This is a genomic window from Sorangiineae bacterium MSr11367 (assembly GCA_037157805.1).
Taxonomy (GTDB): Bacteria; Myxococcota_A; Polyangia; order Polyangiales; family Polyangiaceae; genus Pendulispora; species Pendulispora rubella.
In genome coordinates this window covers 8,915,859-8,934,401 of the sequence record CP089983.1, presented here as the reverse complement: position 1 = coordinate 8,934,401, position 18,543 = coordinate 8,915,859, and the positions used below count along the sequence as shown (strand labels likewise).

The 18,543-nt window shown below is 63.8% G+C and carries 11 protein-coding genes and 1 riboswitch; of the genes, 9 read left to right on the top strand and 2 right to left on the bottom strand.

Annotated features, from left to right (window positions below; translation table 11 throughout):
• Window positions 1–17: 17 nt before the first annotated feature.
• Window positions 18–1,601, bottom strand: a complete 1,584-nt coding sequence (locus tag LVJ94_34120; protein WXB01942.1) for a M28 family peptidase — start codon at window positions 1,599–1,601, stop codon at window positions 18–20.
• A 418-nt stretch (window positions 1,602–2,019) separates the two neighbouring features.
• A riboswitch (cobalamin riboswitch) is annotated at window positions 2,020–2,226 on the top strand.
• A gap of 149 nt (window positions 2,227–2,375) precedes the next feature.
• Here LVJ94_34120 and LVJ94_34115 point away from each other — a divergent pair.
• Window positions 2,376–4,865: a ribonucleoside-diphosphate reductase subunit alpha gene (locus LVJ94_34115; GenBank protein WXB01941.1), complete on the top strand. Its 2,490-nt coding sequence runs from the start codon at window positions 2,376–2,378 to the stop codon at window positions 4,863–4,865.
• Window positions 4,862–5,884 carry a ribonucleotide-diphosphate reductase subunit beta gene (locus LVJ94_34110; protein ID WXB01940.1) on the top strand — a complete coding sequence of 341 codons (1,023 nt, stop codon included), beginning with the start codon at window positions 4,862–4,864 and terminating at the stop codon, window positions 5,882–5,884. Before LVJ94_34115 ends, LVJ94_34110 begins: the two co-directional genes overlap by 4 nt.
• Before the next feature lie 25 nt (window positions 5,885–5,909).
• Here the strand turns inward: LVJ94_34110 and LVJ94_34105 are convergent, their stop codons facing one another.
• On the bottom strand, window positions 5,910–7,322 hold the full coding sequence (locus LVJ94_34105; GenBank protein WXB01939.1) for a short-chain fatty acyl-CoA regulator family protein: 1,413 nt from the start codon (window positions 7,320–7,322) through the stop codon (window positions 5,910–5,912).
• A 119-nt stretch (window positions 7,323–7,441) separates the two neighbouring features.
• Between LVJ94_34105 and prpB the strand changes: the two genes are divergently transcribed.
• The 7 genes from prpB to LVJ94_34070 all read left to right on the top strand — a co-directional run bounded on the left by prpB (window position 7,442) and on the right by LVJ94_34070 (window position 18,503).
• Window positions 7,442–8,326: a methylisocitrate lyase gene (prpB, locus tag LVJ94_34100; protein WXB01938.1), complete on the top strand. Its 885-nt coding sequence runs from the start codon at window positions 7,442–7,444 to the stop codon at window positions 8,324–8,326.
• The gene (gene prpC, locus LVJ94_34095; GenBank protein ID WXB01937.1) at window positions 8,323–9,465 is read left to right on the top strand and encodes a 2-methylcitrate synthase; all 1,143 of its coding nucleotides are present in this window, start codon (window positions 8,323–8,325) and stop codon (window positions 9,463–9,465) included. The genes prpB and prpC overlap by 4 nt, the downstream gene beginning before the upstream one ends.
• A 12-nt stretch (window positions 9,466–9,477) precedes the next feature.
• Window positions 9,478–10,938, top strand: a complete 1,461-nt coding sequence (locus LVJ94_34090) for a bifunctional 2-methylcitrate dehydratase/aconitate hydratase (GenBank protein ID WXB01936.1) — start codon at window positions 9,478–9,480, stop codon at window positions 10,936–10,938.
• Between the two features lie 419 nt (window positions 10,939–11,357).
• A complete protein-coding gene (locus LVJ94_34085; protein WXB01935.1) occupies window positions 11,358–12,254 on the top strand; it encodes a terpene synthase family protein in 897 nt (298 codons plus the stop codon).
• Window positions 12,251–13,582 (top strand): cytochrome P450, encoded by a 1,332-nt coding sequence (locus tag LVJ94_34080; protein ID WXB01934.1) that lies wholly within the window; start codon window positions 12,251–12,253, stop codon window positions 13,580–13,582. Before LVJ94_34085 ends, LVJ94_34080 begins: the two co-directional genes overlap by 4 nt.
• A 45-nt stretch (window positions 13,583–13,627) precedes the next feature.
• A complete protein-coding gene (locus LVJ94_34075; GenBank protein ID WXB01933.1) occupies window positions 13,628–14,623 on the top strand; it encodes a polyprenyl synthetase family protein in 996 nt (331 codons plus the stop codon).
• 214 nt (window positions 14,624–14,837) lie between these two features.
• Window positions 14,838–18,503 carry a protein kinase gene (locus LVJ94_34070; GenBank protein WXB01932.1) on the top strand — a complete coding sequence of 1,222 codons (3,666 nt, stop codon included), beginning with the start codon at window positions 14,838–14,840 and terminating at the stop codon, window positions 18,501–18,503.
• Window positions 18,504–18,543 lie beyond the last annotated feature (40 nt).

The following is an 18,543-nucleotide window of genomic DNA, read 5'->3' as shown; positions in this document are numbered from 1 at the left end:
GGCGGGGCCTTGCCGCGCTATTTCCCCTCGGCGGGGAATCCGATGCGGCGCTGCTGCCAATCGTCCCACAGATCGAAGGCCTTCAGTTCGTCGACCGTTTTCGTCTTCACGAGAATCTGGTCCACTTCGGCTCGGGTTAGCTGGCCAGGTAGTGCGTCGCGCGTGTCGGCAAGCCACCAGGTCAACACGGCCGCGATGGCGGCGTTGCGTTTGGCTTCCTTGGCGTCGACATAGTCGAATACGTCGGAGGACGAATGAAACACGGGCAAGTACGGCTTGTCGTCCTGGATGGCGACCAGATTGGAAACTCCGCTCAGCATGAATGGCAAGCTGTCGGTAATGAAGACACTGTCCACGATATGTGAATCGGCCGTGAATTCGGGAAAGACCGACAGTGCCTTGAGCACCGGTGCGCGCAGTTCGGGGCGGCCGTTCAGCACGAAACCGGAGGTCCGCCCGGAGCCCACGTCGAACGTGATGGAGGCCACGTGCTTGGCCATCTCGGCCTTGTGGCGGGCGACGTAGCCCGAAGAGCCCCACATGAGTTGCTCTTCGCCCGTAAAAAGAACAAAGCGGACGGTGCGCCGGGGGACGAGCTTCAGTTCGTGAAATGCACGCGCCACGTCGAGCACCAACGCGGAATTGACCCCATTGTCTTCCGCGCCGGTGCCGAGCGCCCAGCTGTCGAGATGGGCTCCGAGAATGACGACTTCGTCGGGCGCTCCGGAGCCGCGCACCTCGGCGATGACGTTCTCGGATTCGAAGGCAGGACCAATGTGATTGGTCACTTTGACGCGCAATCGAACTTGCGATCGCTGGAGCAAGCGAGAAAGACGCGCCCCCTGTTCGCGGGATACGAGGACCGCCGCGGGGGTGAGCGGTTTCGAACCGAACCCCATTCGATGCTCGTAGAAAAGCCCGCGCGGTTCGGCGGACTGAATGATCAATCCCGCAACGCGCGCCCGCGTGGCGGCCTCCATGAGCGGGTGCGTACGAACGTACTCGGAAAAGAGGTCTTCCACCGTTTTGGCCTCTTTGGTGCGCAGGAGCAGAAACGCGCCGGCCGCTTTGGGACCGAGCTTCGCCAGTGCCTCCGGCGTCCCGTCCTCAACGTCGAGCAAGGGCGCTTCGACCGACGGCAGCGAGACGGTTCCCGGGGACGCGACCGCCTCGATGGAGAAGCTATCCGGCGCCGTTTCGACCACCTCCGCTCGCTCCGGCAGCCACAAGAAAGGCGCACGGAATTTCTCCGTTCGAACGGTATCGATCCCCATGGCTCGGAACTTTTGCGTCGCCCACTTCACCGCCCGCTCGGCGGCGGGACTTCCCGTGATGCGTCCGCCAATGTTGTCGCACAATTCGCTCAAGTCGCTCATCATCGGCGTCTCGCCGTCGAAGCGCCGTTTGAGCACCACCCGCGGATCGCGTTCATCGACGGGCTGGGCCGACGCGACGACGGGGGCAGATGCCGGTGCACTCTCCCCGACGGCGGCCGTCGCCTCGACAGGGGGTGGCCCTTTGGGCGGCGACGATTGTGCACACGCGCCGAAGATGCTTATCGCCAGGACAGGAACCACGAGATCGACGGGAACGATTCGCATGAGGACCTCACCACGAGGCAGCGACGAAGCTGCGTATTGAACCAACATGCATGGTCCCGCGCGCGCCTTCGTCTACCTCTATCTTGGCAAGATCACCCAATACGATCGTACGGTCGATACGATGCCGTGCTCGTCGGATTGATGCGATTACGCGTTCCGGAATACCAACTTGTCCTTCGACACGGAGGAATCGAATCGAACCGCCAAGACGCCAAGGTCGCCAAGGTTTGAGAGGATCGTGAAGCGGCTGCTCCGCTGTCGCTTGCATCCATCCAACCTTGGCGCTCTTGGCGGTTCGACTCGAGCCCCGACGGAGCATATAGCAAACTCTTCAATGAAATCGCAAAAGTCCTTTGGCATTTCGCGGGGTTGCGTGAAGACCCCCAACGTATGGTTGACGGATGGCGATGCACTACAATATGTTGCGTTCATGTTCGGTGCCCCGAGAGAACCTCGGGGCTGAAAAGGGAACCCGGTGCAACTCCGGGGCTGCCCCGCAGCGGTAAACGAGAACGATCTCCACGACATGCACTGACCCCCGGGTTGGGAAGCCGTGGACAGTAGGGAAGCGGTCACGGCCGCAACGCTCGAAGCCCGAAGACCTGCCGACCGTGCGGTTCCCAAAGGAAAAATGGGTACCGGTTTGACCTGGAAACCTCGAGGGGAGGTCCGAAGGTCCGGATAGACGGTTTGCACCGGCTATTGGGTCCTCGTCTGCCCTCGAGTCGATGAGCGGTCAGGTACCGCTCGCGAACGAGATCGAGGAGGCGACCGATGCTGAGTGAAGCGACCCCGAAGAGCAACGGCCCGGCGCCGTTGCGAGCGAACCGTCCGAGCGCTGCGGCCGAGTACCCGCAGACATCGATGCGCGTGAAAAAGCGCAACGGCGCGAGTGAGCCGGTGGAGATCGACAAGATCGTTCGCGCGGTGAACCGGTCTTGCGCGGGGCTCGTGGAGGTCGACGCGCTTCGCGTGGCCACCAAGACGATCAGCGGACTTTACGACGGGGCCACCACGCGCGAGCTCGATCAGCTCTCGATTCAAACGGCGGCGGGGCTCATCGTCGAGGAGCCGCAATACGCGAAGCTCGCCGGCCGGCTGCTGGCCACGTACATCGAAAAAGAAGTTCGCAACCAGGAGATCCACGCCTTCTCGCAGTCCGTCGCCACCGGACACCGCCTCGGGCTGGTCAACGATCGGCTGCAGGCGTTCGTCGCCGCCAATGCGCGCAAGCTCAATGATGCCATTGCGCCGGAGCGCGATCGCGAGTTCGAGTACTTCGGACTGCGCACGCTCTACGATCGCTACCTCATCAAGCACCCGCAGACGCGGCTGGTGATCGAGACGCCGCAGCAATTTTTTATGCGTATTTCCTGCGCGCTGTCGGAGACGGTGCACGAGGCGCTCGACCTTTACCGACTTCTCTCGACGCTCGAGTACCTCCCCAGCTCGCCCACCCTGTTCAATGCGGGCACCCGTCACGAGCAGCTCTCCAGCTGCTTCCTCCTGGACTCGCCGCAAGATGGGCTCGAGGACATCTACCAGCGCTACACCGACGTGGCGATGCTCTCGAAGTTCTCGGGCGGCATCGGCTTGGCCTACCATCGCGTGCGCTCCCGCGGTTCGCTCATCGCCAGCACCAATGGGCATTCGAACGGCATCGTCCCCTGGCTGAAGACCCTCGATGCCTCGGTGGCGGCCGTGAACCAGGGCGGCAAGCGCAAGGGCGCATGCTGCGTCTACCTCGAGCCGTGGCATGCCGACGTGGAGTCCTTTCTCGAGCTGCGCGACAACACCGGCGATGAGGCCAGCCGCACGCACAACCTGAACCTCGCCAACTGGGTGCCGGATCTCTTCATGCGCCGCGTGGAGGCCGACGGCACGTGGAGCCTCTTCGATCCGAAGTCGGTTCCCGAATTGCCCGATCTCTACGGCGAGGCGTTCGAGCGCCGCTACGAGGAGGCGGAGGCCCGAGGCTTGGCCGCGAAGACCGTCAAGGCGCGCGAGCTCTACGCGCGGATGATGCGCACGCTCGCGCAGACCGGCAATGGCTGGATGACCTTCAAGGACAAGTCCAACCGCGCGTGCAACCAGACCGCGCTGCCGGGGCGGGTCGTGCACCTCTCCAACCTTTGCACCGAGATCCTCGAGGTGACGAGCTCCGGTGAATCGGCCGTTTGCAACCTCGGATCGATCAACCTCGGGCGCCACACCGTGACGGGGCCCGATGGTGCGGTGTCGTTCGATTTCGACAAACTTGCCCAGACCGTGCGGAGTGCCGTCCGGCAGCTCGATCGGGTCATCGACCTCAATTTTTATCCCATTCCGTCGACGCAGGCGTCGAACCTGCGCTGGCGACCGGTGGGGCTCGGCCTCATGGGGCTGCAAGACGTGTTCTTCCAGATGCGCGTGCCCTTCGACGGCCCGGTAGCGCGGGAGCTCTCGCGGCGCATCTCCGAAGAGATCTACTTCCACGCCCTGACGACCTCCGTGGACCTGGCCGAGGAGAAGGGCCGCCACCCGGCCTTCGGCGAGACGCGGGCTGCCCGGAACGAGCTGCAGTTCGAGGCGTGGGGGGTCGTGCCCGAGGACACGCAGCGCTGGGCGGACCTGCGCGCGCGCATCGCCACGCACGGCTTGCGCAATTCGCTCCTCTGCGCGATTGCGCCCACGGCGACCATTGCCTCCATCGCCGGCTGCTACGAGTGCATCGAGCCGCAGGTGTCGAACCTCTTCAAGCGCGAGACGCTCTCCGGCGACTTCCTCCAGGTGAATCGCTACCTGGTCGCCGAGCTGCAGGCGCTCGGCCTTTGGAACGAGCGCACGCGCTCGCGGTTGAAGCTCGCTGAAGGCTCCGTGCAGTCCCTCACGGAGCTGCCCGAGGACGTGCGGGCGATCTACCGCACCGCCTGGGAGATCCCCATGCGCTCGCTCATCGACATGGCGGCCGACCGGGGTGCGTTCATCGATCAGAGCCAGTCGCTCAACCTCTTCATCGAGAACCCGAACATCGGGCAGCTGTCGTCGATGTACTTCTACGCGTGGAAGAAGGGGCTGAAGACCACGTATTACCTGCGCTCGCGGCCGGCGACCCGCATCGCCAAGGCCACGGTGGAGACGGAGCCGGAGCCCTCGGAGAACCACGAAGGCAATCCGCGCGGCCAGGCCGGATGGACCCCGCCGCCGCCGGCGACCCGCAGCGCCGACACGGCCGCCGTCGTGTGCTCGCTCGAGAACCCCGAGTCGTGCGAGGCCTGCCAATGAGCGCCGTCAGCCGCCCCGCGCGCCTGCTCGATCCCGGTCTGTGCCTGACGCTTCGGCCGATGGCGTACCCCCGGTTCTTCGAGATGTACCGGTCGGGCATCAAGAACACGTGGACGGTCGAAGAGGTCGACTTTTCGACGGACACCGCGGACTTGAACAAGAAGATGACCGACGCCGAGCGCCATCTGATCAAGCGCCTCGTCGCGTTCTTCGCCACCGGCGACTCCATCGTGGCGAACAACCTGGTGCTGAATCTGTACAAGCACATCAACGCGCCCGAGGCTCGGATGTACTTGTCGAGGCAGCTCTACGAAGAGGCATTGCACGTTCAGTTCTATCTGACCTTGCTCGACACGTACGTGCCCGATCCGGACGACCGGCACCGCGCCTTCGCCGCGGTGGAGAACATTCCGTCGATTCAGAAGAAGGCCGCATTCTGCATGCGATGGCTCGACTCGATCCAAGGCCTGGATCGGCTCGAGACGCGCGAGCAGCGCAAGCAATTCCTTTTGAATCTGATCTGCTTTGCCGCGTGCATCGAGGGGCTGTTCTTCTTCGGGGCCTTTGCGTACGTGTACTTCCTGCGCTCGCGCGGGTTGCTGCATGGCCTGGCCGCGGGGACGAACTGGGTATTCCGCGACGAGAGCGCGCACATGGCGTTCGCCTTCGAGGTCGTCGAAACGGTTCGCCGTGAAGAGCCCGGGCTCTTCGACGCCGATCTCTCGGCCTCCGTCTACGAGATGCTCGAGGAGGCGATCGTGTGCGAGACGCAGTTCGCCGAAGATCTCCTGGGCGCCGGCGTGGTGGGCATGTCCGTCCGCGACGTGCGGCAATACCTGGAGTTCTGCGCGGACCAGCGCCTCGCCACGCTCGGTCTTGCGCGGCGCTACCAGGCCAAGAACCCATTTTCATTCATGGATCTCCAGGACGTCCAAGAGGTCACGAACTTCTTCGAACGACGCGTGTCGGCTTACCAGGTCGGGGTGAGCGGCGACGTGGTGCTCGACGCGGCCTTTTGAACGGCGGCCGGGCTCCCACGTCCGTTTAGGCCACGGAGTAAGGTGCGAGGTGGCGTTCGTTCTCGTCGACGACGAGCTTTCGGCCGATGGGCGGGAAGGCGCGTTGCGGGCAGGCCGTGCGCTCGCACACTTTGCATCCGGCCCCGATGGGCGTGGGGGCGCTCGGATCGTCGAGGGCGAGTCCCTTGGAGTATACGAGGCGTTCGGCGTGGCGGACGTCGCATCCGAGGGCGATGGCGAAGGTCTTCTCCGGGGCGGCGTATCCGCCGCTTCCGTGTGAGACCGTTCGCGCGATCCAGAGGTACGTACGGCCGTCGGGCATCTGCGCGAGCTGCCGGAGGATGCGGCCCGGCTGCGCGAAGGCCTCGTACACGTTCCATAGCGGGCATGTGCCGCCGACGCGTGAAAAGTGGAAGTTGGTCGCCGACTGGCGCTTGGAAATGTTGCCGGCGCGATCGACGCGAATGAAGAAGAAGGGAACGCCCCGCGCGTTCGCCCGCTGCAGCGTGCTCAATCGGTGGCAGGTGACCTCGAACCCGACCCCGAAACGCTGCCGGAGCAGGTCGATGTCGTAGCGCAGGCTCTCCGCGGCCTCGAGGACGAGACCGTAGGGCATGATCAGCGCACCGGCGAAGTAGTTGCCAAGCCCGATGCGCGCCAGCGAGCGCGCTTCGTCACTCGAGAAGCTGGTCTCGTCGACCAGGCCCTGGATGCTGCCGCCGAACTCGAGAAATGCGAGCTGCGTGGCCATCTGAAAGGCGCGCTGGCCGGGGGAGAGGTGGCCGGCGAGCAGCAGGCGGCGCGTGCGTGGCTCGTACCGGCGTTGCGGGGAAGGGACGTCGGGGGCCTCTTCGATGTGCACGCGGTGGCGCTCGGTGAGGCGCGCGGCGAGTCCCGTGGCGACGTCCCCGATGCGCAGCCTCGCCTCGACGAAGAGCTGTTCGGCTGCGGTATCGAGCTCCTCGACGTGGTTGTGGCGCGCGGCGAAGAAGTCGCGAACCTCTTCGAAGGGCATGCGCGGAAGCGATGACACCACGTGGTGCGCATCGCCGAGTCGGTCCGCCATGGCGTCGGCCCGATCGACGGTCTCCCGGAGCCTTCGGTGCATCGTCACCAGCGCACGGCCGAGCGCGGGCATGCTGCTCGCGAGTTGGCGCAGCTCCGCGGAGGCGATGGACGCTTCGGGAACGGCCGAGGAGAGGGCTTCTCGCATGTCGGCGATGAGCCTCGCCTCCTCTTCCTCGGAGAAGACTTGCACGTCGACGCCGAACACCGCGCTCACCTTCACCAAGACGGGGACGGTGAGGGGGCGCTCGTCGTTCTCGAGTTGGTTGTAGTAGCTCGCCGACAGCCCAATCGCGCGCGCGGCCGCGCTCTGGCTCATTCCACGCTCCTCGCGAAGGCGGCGGAGTCGGACGCCCATGAACGACTTCGACATCCAGAAGGTCTATCGCAAATTTCGCAAATTCGCAAAATACATACGCAAAACTACGCAATTTTTGGCATGCCACTCATGTTCGTGATGCGTATTTTGCAAATATAGGAGCTGCGCAAACCATGAAGACCTCCGGCGAACGCTTTCGAGCTGCGATCCTCGACGAGACAGTCCTGCAAGTGGTTGGCGCCATCAACGCCCTCCACGCGCTCTTGGCCCAGCGTGCGGGCTTCAAGGCCATCTACCTGTCCGGCGGAGGCCTCGCCTCCGGCTCGTTGGGGGTGCCCGATCTGGGCATCTCCACCTTGGACGATCTGCTGATCGACGTGCGGCGGATCACGGACGTCTGCGAGCTTCCTCTTCTCGTCGACGTCGATACGGGCTTCGGCCCCAGCGCGTTCAACGTCGCCCGAACCACCCGCGCCGTCATCAAGGCGGGGGCGGCCGGGATGCACATCGAGGATCAAGTGGGGGCCAAGCGCTGCGGGCACCGCCCCAACAAGGAGATCGTCTCACGCGAGGAGATGGCCGACCGCCTCAAGGCGGCCGTCGATGCACGCACCGACGCGAGCTTCGTCATCATGGCGCGCACGGACGCCCTCGCCGTCGAGGGCGAAGAGAAGGCCATCGAGCGCGCCATCGCGTGCGTGGAGGCGGGCGCGGACATGGTCTTTCCCGAGGCGATGACCCGCCTCGATCTCTACCGCCGCTTCGTCGATGCGGTGAAGGTTCCCGTCCTCGCGAACCTGACCGAGTTCGGCGTGACGCCGCTGTTCACGACGTCCGAGCTCGCGTCGGCCGGCGTGTCCGCGGCGCTGTACCCGCTGTCCGCCTTTCGCGCCATGAACAAGGCCGCCGATCGCGTTTACCGGGCCATCCGCAACGACGGAACGCAGAAGCAGGTCATCGATTCGATGCAAACCCGCGCCGAGCTGTACGAGATCATTGGTTATCCATCGTTCGAGCAGAAGCTCGACACGCTCTTCGGAAAGGGAAAGCGGTCATGAGTGCGGAGCTCAAACCGAAAAAGTCCGTGGCCCTCTCCGGTGTCGAGGCCGGAACCACCGCGCTCTGCACCGTGGGCCATCGCGGCAACGATCTGCACTACCGCGGATACGATATTTTGGATATCGCCAAACATTGTGAGTTCGAAGAGGTTGCGCACCTCTTGATCCACGGCACCCTGCCAAACGGCGCCGAGCTCCATTCCTACAAGACGAAGCTCCACGCACTGCGCGGACTCCCCGCGGCGGTGAAGGCCGCGCTCGAGCAGCTTCCCTCGTCGGCGCATCCGATGGACGTGCTTCGCACCGGCGTTTCGGTGCTCGGTTGCAACGAGCCCGAGAAGGACGATCACAACGCGCCGGGCGCGCGGGACATCGCGGACCGTTTGCTTGCCTCGCTCGGGTCGATCCTCCTCTATTGGCACCACTACGCCCACAACGGCCGCCGCATCGACGTCGAGACGGACGACGACTCCATCGGTGGACACGTTTTGCACCTGCTGCACGGGAAAAAGGCGCCCGTCGAGTGGACGCGTGCCATGCACACGAGCCTCATTCTTTATGCGGAGCACGAATTCAACGCCTCCACGTTCGCCTGCCGGGTCGTCGCGGGGACGGGGTCGGACATGTATTCGGCCATCGGCGGCGGGATTGGTGCGCTGCGAGGGCCGAAGCACGGCGGGGCCAACGAGGTCGCGTTCGAAATCCAGAAGCGGTATGGCTCCGCCGACGAGGCCGAGGCCGACATCCGCCGCAGGGTTGCGAACAAGGAAGTGGTCATCGGCTTCGGCCACCCTGTCTACACGGTGGCCGATCCGCGCAATCAGGTCATCAAAGAGATCGCGCGGGCGCTGTCCAAGGCCGCGCGCTCGATGCGCATGTTCGAAATCGCCGAGCGCGTCGAGTCGGTGATGGCCGAGACGAAGCGGATGTTCCCCAACCTCGATTGGTTCAGCGCGGTGAGCTACCACCAGATGGGCATCCCCACATCGATGTTCACGCCACTCTTCGTGATCGCGCGCACCACGGGCTGGTGCGCGCACGTCGTCGAGCAGCGCCAGGACAACAAGATCATTCGGCCGAGCGCGCGTTACGTGGGCCCGGAGAACCGCGCCTTCGTCGCCATCGAGAACCGCCCCTGACCGAGGAATTCCATGAACCTTCATGCGTCCAGCCACCGACCGCCCTTCGATTCCGTGATGGTCGACATCGTCGACTACGTCTTCCGCGGGGAGGCTCCCAGTGCGCTCGCCTACGAAACGGCGCGGCATTGCCTGCTCGACACGCTGGGCTGCGGCCTCGAGGCGCTCGAGTACCCCGCATGCACCAAGCTGCTCGGCCCCATCGTGCCAGGTGCGGCGGTGGCCGGTGGGGCGAGGGTGCCCGGTACGTCGTTTCAGCTCGATCCCGTGCAGGCGGCCTTCAACCTCGGTGTGATGGTGCGCTGGCTCGACTTCAACGACACGTGGTTGGCGGCGGAATGGGGGCACCCGTCGGACAACCTGGGCGGGATCCTGGCGACCGCGGATTGGCTGTCACGAACGGCCGTAGCGGAGGGTAGGGCGCCGCTCACCATGCGCGATGTTCTCACGGCGATGATTCAGGCCCACGAGATCCAGGGCTGCTTGGCGCTGGAAAACTCGTTCAACCGGGTGGGGCTCGATCATGTCGTGTTGGTGAAGGTCGCGACGACCGCCGTCGTGTCGCGGCTGCTCGGCCTCTCGAAGGAAGAGAGCCTGAATGCCGTGTCGCTGGCTTGGGTCGATGGCCAGAGCCTGCGAACCTACCGCCATGCGCCGAATACGGGCTCGCGCAAATCGTGGGCTGCCGGCGACGCGACCTCGCGCGCTGTGCGGCTCGCGCTCCTCGCGCGCACCGGTGAGATGGGGTACCCGTCGGCCCTGACGGCGAAGACCTGGGGATTCTACGACGTGTCGTTCCGAGGGACGCCATTCGAGTTCCAGCGCCCCTACGGCTCGTACGTCATGGAGAACGTGCTGTTCAAGGTCTCCTTCCCGGCGGAATTTCACGCCCAAACTGCGGTGGAAGCCGCGATGGCCCTTCATGCGGAACTCGTTCGCCTGGGCAAGGGCGCGGCGGACATCGAGCGTGTCTCCGTGCGCACACACGAGGCATGCATCCGGATCATCGACAAAAAGGGCCCGCTCGCGAATCCGGCGGATCGCGATCATTGCCTGCAATACATGGTTGCGCTGCCGCTCCTCTTCGGACGCCTTACGGCCGCCGATTACGAGGATGGTATCGCGGCCGATCCCCGCATCGATGCGTTGCGGGAGAAGATCCGCTGCGTGGAGGATCCCGCGTTCACCCGCGATTACCACGACCCCGACAAGCGATCGATCGCCAACGGGGTCACGGTGACGTTGAAGGACGGGAGCACGCTGCCGGAAGTCGTCGTCGAATACCCCATTGGGCACAAGCGCCGTCGGGCGGAAGGCATCCCGCTGCTCGAGCAGAAGTTCCGGAGAAACCTCGCGCGGCGTTTCGGAGAAGTCCAACAGCGTGAGATTCTCGCGATGTCCCTCGATCCGAAGAAGCTCGAAGCCACTCCGGTCCACGAATACGTGGATGGGTACGTCCAGCCGGTTCAATGAAGTAGGTCGATCGGATCGAAAGCGCCAGTCCAATTACCGTGTATGGAGCACGCTCGACGCCCCCCCAAGCGTGGATTGTGTACATGCAGACTGCGCTTTTGTGGCGGCGACGCACCTCTCGGTAACCCGTATCGAACGCGCCACTCGACGAGACAAGTGCGTCAGTTCTTTTAAATGATTTGCTGTGAGTTCGAGAGAAGATAATACCCGTCTCGCCCGGGGGGGTGGCCGCGATGCGGTCGTAAAGGAATATGGACTTCGATGTGATGGTTTCGCACGGCGAGGCGATGCGGTTTCATCTGCCCGAGATCGTTCGACTGGTTCCGCTCATGCGCCATACCGATTTCGAACGGCTCGAAAAGGCATCGGACGAATGGGCTCGTTCGCGACTGGGGTTCGCGCTGCGGGAGGATGGGGCTATGGCCTTTTTTCTGGCATGCCGCTACGCGATGTGGACGTGTTTGTGCTTTCCCCTGGGCGACGCCCAACGTGTCCGCGACTTGTGCGATGCAAGTCAGTACTTTTTCGTGATCGATGACGATTTCAGCGATGCATCCCGACCCAAGGGCCGGGAGGGCGAGCCAGCGATCTTTTGCGAGTTGATGGCCGTACTCCGCGGCGAGTCCGTGGCAAAGGATCGCGAGTACATCCAAGTATTGCGCGAGGTGTGGTCGCGCCTTCGCACCAGAATGCCGCTGGCGCAACAGACGCGCTACATCGAAGCCGTGCGCGATTTCTTGCGTGGATTCGCCGTCGAGGTCGAGGCTCGCCGAAGTGGAACGTGTTTCAATTACGTCGATTACATGGGGCTTCGCCGCGACAGCGTCTCGGGTAAACCTTATTTTATCCTGGCCGAATATGCGATGGACATCGACCTCAGCGAAGAATTTGCCGCGTATCCGGAATTGGACGCCCTCAATCGAACGGCGCTCGACCAACTCATTTTGGTCAATGACCTCTTTTCGTTTCGCAAGGAATACTTCGCCGGCGATTCGATGAATGCCATTTCCGTGCTCCGTCGCAGCGGAGGGCTCGACTTGCAGGGCGCAGTCTCCGTGGTCTGCGACACGGTCAACGATTTGACGCGCCAATTCGTCCACGACCGCGATCGGCTTCTCTCCAGCGACCTTGGGCGCCGACCGCACGTGCGCGCGTACGCCACCGCGATCGGGCAGATCATGGCGGGAAATCTCCATTGGTCTTTCCTGACGCCAAGGTATCACGGTGCCGGCTACACGTGGAATCACGTCACGACGGGGACCGTGTTGCTCGACCGCGAGCGAACGACCTTCTTGGCATCCTCGAGTGGGGAATGACGGATACCGTGGTTCCCAGGGCTCCGGGCGGGATTCCCGTTTTCGGACATGCCCTCTCGTTGGCTTTGCGGCCGCTGCAGTTCGTACAGTCGCTCCGTGCCCATGGCGACATGGTGAAGGTGGCCTTGGGGCCCATTCCCGTTTGGGTGGTCAACTCCCCAGCGCTCATTCACCGTATTCTCGTCACCGACGCCAGCCATTTCTGCAAAGGGCGTCTCTTCGACAAGGCGCGCGAGGTCGTTGGCAATGGTCTTGCGCTGAGCGATGGCCCCTTTCACCTCGCGCAGCGCCGTCTGGTGCAGCCCGCGTTCCACCGTGAGCGCCTGGCGAGCTACGTGGACATCATGCGTGAGCAAACGATGGCCATGACCGACGGGTGGCGGCCCGGTCGAACCATGGCTATCGACGAGCAATTCAACGAGCTCGCCCTGGCCATCGTCAGCCGTGCCCTGTTTCGTTCGGAGGTAGGTCGCGAGGCCGTCGAACGCGTGCTGCGCGCGTTGCCTGTCGCCACGGAAGGGATGGTGGCCCGCACGTTGCTGCCGGTCGACCTGCTCGAGCGGCTTCCAACGCGCAGAAATCGACGCTTCCAGGAGGCCGTGGTCGAACTTCGCTCCGTCATCGATGGTGTCGTTTCGGCGTACCGTGTCGCGAAGCTGGATCACGATGATGTCTTATCCATGCTTCTCGCGGCGCGCGACGCGCAAACGGGGCAGGCGATGTCGCCCGAGCAGATCCGCGCCGAGGTCATGACCATCATGTTGGCCGGCACGGAGACGGCCGGTTCCACGTTGGGTTGGCTGTTCTACGAGCTGGCCCGGAATCCCTCGATCGGGTCGGCCGTTGGCTCGGAGATCGAGGGTGTTCTCGAGGGACGCCCCATCACCGCGAACGACCTACCGCGCCTCCCGTACACCCGCCGTGTTCTGAACGAGACGCTGCGGTTGCATGCCCCCAATTGGATCCTGATGAGGCGCGTCGCTCACACCGTGGACCTGGGCGGCGTGCGGCTCGCCCCGGGGGCCGAGGTCATGTTTAGCATCTATGCATTGCATCGCGATCCCGCGCTGTACGCCGAGCCGTCGCGATTCGACCCGGATCGGTGGCTGCCGGAGCGGAATGCACCGCGAGATGCTTATATTCCTTTCGGCGGGGGCAATCGCCGATGCATCGGTGACCAATTCGCCTTGATGGAAATAACGACGGCCGTCGCGACCATCGTGGGTCGGTGGAGGTTGCGCTTGAAGCCGGGTTGCCATGTTCGCGAAAGGGCTCTGGCCGCACTTCGCCCGGACAAGTTGCCCATGATCGCCGAACGCCGCGCTTGAGTGGACGGCCTCCCCGTCCTTGATTCTTTTACCTGTGGACCGAATATGGTTCTTCGATTGGCCGAACACGAGTTCAATGAGCTTTTGCAGTACGACGTTGCGCGGGAGGGCTCCGTCGCCGTGCGGCTTCGCGACGGCCTTTGGGAACCTGCGGCGAACTTTCTCTCGCGTCCGAGCAAAGAGTTTCGCGCGCGCCTGGTCGACTTCGGCTGGGAATGGATCGGTGCCCAAGGCCGAGCCCCGGAACCGCTGCGCGCCGCGCTGGAGGCGTTGCACGCGGGGTCGCTTATCATCGACGACATCGAAGACGACGCCCCCGATCGCCGCGGTCAGCCGGCCCTTCATGTCGCCTACGGCGTTCCCATGGCGCTCAATTGTGGCAATTGGCTGTATTTCGCAGCATTGCGCATGCTGCGTCGCCTGCCGTTGGCGGTGGAGGCCGAGATCGACCTGCAGCACCGGTTCCTCGATACGTTGGCCATGTGCCACGCCGGCCAGGCGTTGGATATCTCGGTTCGTCTGAGCGAAATTCCAAAGAACGATATTCTTCCATTGGTGACCACCACCACACGGTGGAAAACCGGCGCGTTGATGGCACTGGCGGCATCCGCGGCCGCCGTCGCCTTGCGCGCGTCGAAGGAAAGGGTCATCGTCCTTCACGACTTCGGATTGGCGTTCGGCACGACGTTGCAGATGCTCGACGATTTGGCGACCCTCACGAAGCGCACCCATCGCGCAACCCGGTACGAAGATCTGCAGCTCGATCGCGTGACGTGGCCGTGGGCGTGGCTGGCCGAGACCGTCGACGCCGAAACCTTCGATGGCTTGAGAGCACGTGCGGCGCGCGTCGCCGCCGGCCAGGACGATCCCGCCGAGTTGGCGGAGACGCTCTCGACGTTGGTCGCCACGACGGGCCGCGCGGCAGCTCGAGAGCGGCTTGCGGCGGAGCGCGAGAAGCTCCGTGCGCTCGGAGAGGGCGCGTCCGCCGTCGTTGCCGCCTTCGAGGTGGAGATCGAACGGCTACTGGCTTGCTACGATTGACGATCCGCTGACGCCACAAAGCGATATCGATGTCCGCGTTGGTTCGAGGCCATACGCTTTGCTGGCAATGTACAACTCGAGTGCAATCCGAGAAAAGGAGGCCACGGGCGGTTGCCACGCTAGAGGCCTGATGCAGTGCACTGAGTCAATGATGCGATGCTAGACTGTGCCCGTGGCGTCGCGCGGGGGCGGTCCTAAAGCTGTGGTCTCGAACGTGAGTACGCCTGGGGTGCCCGGGGAGCCGGAGCATGGGATCATGAGCGATCCCGCGATGCTGCGCACCGAGTCGCTCATGATTCGGACCGATGCGCACCTCCCTCGCAGGGCCACGCCCCCCGCGTTCCTGCAACCGGGCCATGTGGTGGACGGCAGGTACCACGTCGAGAAGCTCTTGGGTATCGGAGGTACCGCTCGGGTCTGGCTCGCGCACGATACGGTCGAAGCGCGGCGGGTCGCCCTCAAGGAAATCGAAGCGCTCCCGAGCTTTCGCCTCGACGGTGTCGAGGAGAGCACGCTCATGGTTCGTCGCGAATTCTTTGCGATGAAGCGGCTGCGGCACCCGTGCACGCCCAAAGTCTACGACTGCGGCGTTCTCCCATCGGGCAATCGCTACATCACCATGGAAAGCTTCGATGGGGTCGACGTCAACGCCCGCGTGCGTGAGCGGCCGTTCCAGTCCAACGAAGCGTTCGACTTGCTGATGCGCATTGCGCAGACATTGGCATTCATCCATGCGCGGCTCTTCGTGCACTGCGATATCAAGGCCGACAACATTCGCCTGCTGCCGACGGGCGACATCAAATTGATGGACTTCGGCCTGATGCACCAACTCGGAACGCCGACCGGGGGACGCCTTTGGGGAACGGCGGCGTACATCGCGCCGGAATGGCTGGTCGGAAGCTCCATCGATGGCCGGGCCGATCTGTATTCGCTCGGGGTGCTCGGGTTCTTCGCGGTGACCGGGCAATACCCCTTTCATGGGATGACGGTGACGGAGATCCTGCGCGCGCACCGGGACCAAGAGCCGCCCGCGCCGTCGTCGATCGTGCCGTCGGTCGATCCACACCTGGAACGCATCGTCTTGCGTTTGCTGTCCAAAGATCCCGCGCAGCGATACCTCACCGCGAACGCCTTGATGGTCGCCCTCGCCGAGTCCAACGGTGCGGTGTCGCTCGAAGAGACGCTGGGCTCCCGCGCCAGCTATCTCCATGTGCCGACGGTCGTCGGGCGCAAGCGCGAATCGGCGCGCTTGGTCGACGCATTGCACGCCGCGGAACGGGGGGATGCGCGCGCCGTGTTCATTGCCGCCCCCGCGGGCACGGGCAAGTCGCGCCTTTTGTCCGAGCTGGAGCTCCACGCCAAGCTTTCGGATTGGACCGTCGCCTTCGGACAATGCCACGCCGAGGGCCTCGCGCCGCTGACCCCGTTGAAGCACGCCCTGCGACTCCTTTTGCCGATCACGCCTGCGGAGATGCTCGAGTGTGTCCGCGAGCCGCTCGCCCCACTGCTCTGCACCGAATACACGAACACCGAGAACTTCGCGCGCGCGCCGACGGAGGCGAAGCTGATCGTGTTCGAAGCGCTTTCCCTATGGCTCACCGAGCTGGCCAAGGTGCGGCGCTTCGTCCTTTCCTTCGAGGACCTGCACTGGGCCGACGATGCCACGATCGAGCACTTGAACGTCATCGTGAATGCACTGCACGGAACGCGCGGCTTCTTGTGTGCAACCTTTCGCTCCGACGAGCTCACGCTCTCGCCGCTCTATCACACAGTTTTTACGGGTGCGGCCGACATCTTGAACCTTGGTCCGCTGTCGCACGGGCACTTGCGCGAGTTGGTTTCGCTGGCCTTGCCCGGCTTCGAGGTGCCCCGCGCGTTCATCGACAATCTGTATGCCACCACCCGCGGCAATGTCTTCTTTGCCACCGAATGCCTGCGCGCATTGGTCGAGCAAGGTGCGCTGAGCCGGCCCAGTGGCCAATGGCATGCCCATGCGGATCTGGGGACCATCGCGTTACCGAGCAGCATCGGGGAAGTGATTCGCCTGCGCCTCTCGACCCTGTCGCAGGACCAACTCGAGTTCCTGCGCCGAACCGCGCCGGCGGGGCGTGTGCTCGATATGACGCTTTTGCGTGCCACGGTGGAGTTGAGCGACGAGAAGCTCTTTCTATCCTTGGAGGAGGCGGTGGAGCGTCAGTTCCTGCAGTACGCGGACGGGACGTACCACTTTACGCACGATACGGTCCACGAGACGATTTACGCCGCCACACCGGCGATCGAACAGCGCACGCACCACGGCCGGATTGCCGAATACCTCGATCGCACCGTGGGAAGCACCCCGGAGGGGGCCCGGGCGGTGGGGTACCATTTCGCGCGTTCGCTCGAGCCCGCGCGATCCATTGCTCCTCTGCTGTTTGCCTCGCAGCATCTTCTGGCCAACAGTGGCATGCTCGAGGGATATCGCATCCTCAAAGAGGCCGAGGTGCTCCTCGAAAAGCACCGCCAATATCCCAATAGGACCGAGCTCCAAGTGGTCACCTTGGGAAAGCTCATCGAATTCAGTTACCTTTGCAACACGCCTGAAACGTTCGTGTTCGCCGCAAAGCTTTTTCGCTACTGGGACAGCATGCTCGATCTCCGTGCCGCGCACGAGCGTGTGCACCAGCTGATGCTCTCGGATCCGAAACAGGTGCTTCGCGAAATTCGAGTCCATGCCAATATGAGCGCAGAGGAAGCTTTTCTCAAGCGCGCCGAATATCGAATCTTGCAATGTCTGGCGCTGGCCGTCATGGGCCGCACGACCGAATTTCAAACGGAGCTCGCGCGGGTCGACGAGGAGAACGCCAAGGACTCGCCCTTCCGCGCGGCGGCGCACATCACCAAAGGCGGGGTGACCGTTCATACCGGACATTTCGTCGGCATCGTCGAGGAAATGACCGAGCACTTGACCGTGCTTCGCACATTTCGCAAAGAGAATACCGGTGCGCAGGCGAGGCTCTATTGGGCCCTGTCGGCGGGCAGCTACATCTTGAATCTCATCCTGGCGCTCATGGGCAGAGAACTCGACCCGCGCGCCACGGCGGACGTGATCGAGATTTCCGATGAATTCGGTATTCCGGAAGGGCGCCTTCACCACCACTTTTCGCTGCTGGTGCGCGCATCGTTCATCGGGGAAGCTTCTCAATTCGAGCAGTACCATGCCAAGATGAGCGACTGGATTCGCCGCCTGGGCAATCCGTCGCTTCCCGAGCGCAACCTCACCATCTACGCGCCCGTATACTACTTGGAGCGGTGCGAAACCGAATCGGCCGCTGCCATCATCGAGCGGGGCGCACAAATCAGCGAAAAGGTCATGCCAGGCGACGACTGGCTCAAACTTTACGTCGCGGTCTACCGCGGTTGTCTCTTGGTGCTCCGCAAAGAGTACGATGCCGCGCGCGCCGCGCTTTCGAAGGCCATTTCGGCGGCGCGTGCACGCGATTTTCGCATGGAGACCTTCGCGCTGGTCTACCTTTCGCGATTGGAGCAGGTGCTGGGGCATGGCGATGCCGCACGCGAAGCCGCCCAGCTTGCGCTGGCCCGCGCCACCGGTCCGGTTCACGCGAATACGTTCGACGAGATCCTGGCTCGGCGGGCGCTCGGTGCCGCGCTTCCCGGTGCAGCTGGCGATCACCAGATCGAGATGACCCGTGAATTGGCCAGTGAATCGGGCAACGTTCTCCAACACGGTATTGCTTTGCTGTTGCTCGCCGAGCGTCGCGCTTCGGGCCATCGCGGGGGAGCGTATGCGCTACTGACCTTGGCTCAGAAGCATCTGAGGGCGGCCGGCGCAACCGCATGGCTCGAGAGAGCATCGCGCCTTCACGACTCGTGGCGTTGACGGGAACCCAGTGGCGGAGCACGCGATGGTTGGATATCCT